General features: G+C 56.7%; 2 rRNA genes. Both read left to right on the forward strand.

Features of this window, described 5'->3' with window-relative positions:
* Positions 1 to 2,171: ribosomal RNA gene (locus JAO73_RS22825) — 23S ribosomal RNA — on the forward strand; the annotation flags it as partial.
* A 94-nt stretch (positions 2,172 to 2,265) separates the two neighbouring features.
* Positions 2,266 to 2,377 (forward strand): 5S ribosomal RNA (gene rrf / locus JAO73_RS22830).
* Positions 2,378 to 2,435: the final 58 nt, after the last annotated feature.

Consider the following 2,435-nt stretch of genomic DNA (forward strand, 5'->3'; position numbering starts at 1 on the left):
GCCGTAACAGGCACTGGAGGACCGAACCAGTTTCCGTTGAAAAGGATTTGGATGACTTGAGGGTAGGGGTGAAAGGCCAATCAAACTGAGAAATAGCTCGTACTCCCCGAAATGTATTGAGGTACAGCGTCGGCGTCGAGGTCAGTGGAGGTAGAGCTACCAATAGGACTAGGGGGTGTCAGAGCCTACCGAATCCTGATGAACTCCGAATGCCACTGGCTATAGCCGGCAGTGAGGCCTGGGGTGCTAAGGTCCCCGGCCGAGAGGGAAAGAACCCAGACCAACCGCTAAGGTCCCCAAATCTAGATTAAGTTGAACAAAGGAGGTCCAGTTGCTTTGACAGCCAGGAGGTTGGCTTGGAAGCAGCCATTCCTTTAAAGAGTGCGTAACAGCTCACTGGTCGAGCGACCGGGCATCGATAATACGCGGGCATCAAATCTAGTACCGAAGCGTTGGATGTGATGTGCAAGACCATCACGTGGTAGGGGAGCATTCTCCTTGCGGTGAAGCCGCGTCGTCAGGCGCGGTGGAGCGTGGAGAAAAGCATATGTAGGCATGAGTAACGATAATGCGGGTGAGAAACCCGCACGCCGATAGACTAAGGTTTCCAGCTCAACGCTAATCGGAGCTGGGTTAGTCGGGACCTAAGGGGCAGCCGAAGGGTGAACTCGATGGACAGCAGGTTAATATTCCTGCACCGATGAATGCAAGTGATGCAGTGACGCAGAAGTGAAAGCACCGCGGGCGGACGGAAGTGCCCGTTGAAGGCCGTAGGTAGTGGGACCGTAGTTAAGTACGCGGACCTAGCCGAACGCTGATAGTACCGCACGACCTTCGGGTCACGCGGATAGTGTGCCTAATCCGACTGCCAAGAAAACCTGCTAAGCGTTTTAACGCATTTATCGCCCGTACCGCAAACCGACACAGGTAGTCAAGGAGAGCATCCTGAGGCGCTCGAGTGAATCACGGCCAAGGAACTCGGCAAAATGGACCTGTAACTTCGGGAGAAGGGTCGCTTCCTCTGCGCAAGCAGAGAAGCCGCAGTGAAAAGGCCCAGGCGACTGTTTAACAAAAACACATGGCTTTGCTAACGCGCAAGCGGACGTATAAGGCCTGACACCTGCCCGGTGCCGGAAGGTTAAGAGGGGACGTTAGCCGCAAGGCGAAGCGTTGAATCGAAGCCCCGGTAAACGGCGGCCGTAACTATAACGGTCCTAAGGTAGCGAAATTCCTTGTCGGGTAAGTTCCGACCTGCACGAATGGTGTAACGATCTGGGCGCTGTCTCAGCCGTGAGCTCGGTGAAATTGTAGTCTCGGTGAAGATGCCGAGTACCCGCCACGGGACGGAAAGACCCCGTGCACCTTTACTATAGGTTGCCATTGGTGGTGGGTTCAGTATGTGTAGCATAGGCGGGAGGCGCTGAGCCGGGGACGCTAGTTCTCGGGGAGCCGACGTTGAAATACCGCCCTTACTGTGCCTGCTGCCTAATCCCGGACGACCGGGAGACAGTGGCTGCTGGGTAGTTTGACTGGGGTGGTCGCCTCCAAAAGAGTATCGGAGGCTTTCAAAGGTCCGCTCAGTCCGCTTGGTAACCGGACGCAGAGCGCAATAGCAGAAGCGGGCTTGACTGTGAGGCCGACCAGCCGAGCAGGGTCGAAAGACGGATATAGTGATCCGGTGGTTCCGCATGGAAGGGCCATCGCTCAAAGGATAAAAGGTACGCCGGGGATAACAGGCTGATCTCCCCCAAGAGCTCATATCGACGGGGAGGTTTGGCACCTCGATGTCGGCTCGTCACGTCCTGGGGCTGGAGAAGGTCCCAAGGGTTCGGCTGTTCGCCGATTAAAGTGGCACGCGAGCTGGGTTCAGAACGTCGTGAGACAGTTCGGTCCCTATCTGTGGTGGGCGTTGGAAATTTGACAGGACCTGTCCTTAGTACGAGAGGACCGGGATGGACCAGCCGCTGGTGCGCCGGTTGTACCGCCAGGTGCAGCGCCGGGTAGCTACGCTGGGACGAGATAAGCGCTGAAAGCATCTAAGTGCGAAACTCCCCTGGAGATGAGATTTCCCAATATGAAGGCCCGTCGGAGATGACGACGTGGATAGGCGGCAGGTGAACCAGCAGAAATGCAATAGCTGAGCCGTACTAAGTGGCCGAGGGCTTCGCGTATTTTCGTCAAACGCGCAACCGGCGCTTCGTTTTTGTCCCCTTATGTCAACGTTATTGAGTTGGTTCACCGTTGAACACGAACCAACCCGCCAGCAATGGTGGCTTTAGCCCGGGTGTTCACCTCTTCCCATTCCGAACAGAGCCGTTAAGCCCCGGTGCGCCTATGGTACTGCCTTCACCGGTGGGAGAGTCGGTCGCCGCCAACCTTTTCCTTGCCCGTCCCCGCGCCGCTTTCCCCAGCGGCCCGGGGACGGTTGCGTTTCC

The organism is Hymenobacter miniatus, assembly GCF_016427455.1.
Lineage (GTDB): Bacteria > Bacteroidota > Bacteroidia > Cytophagales > Hymenobacteraceae > Hymenobacter > Hymenobacter armeniacus.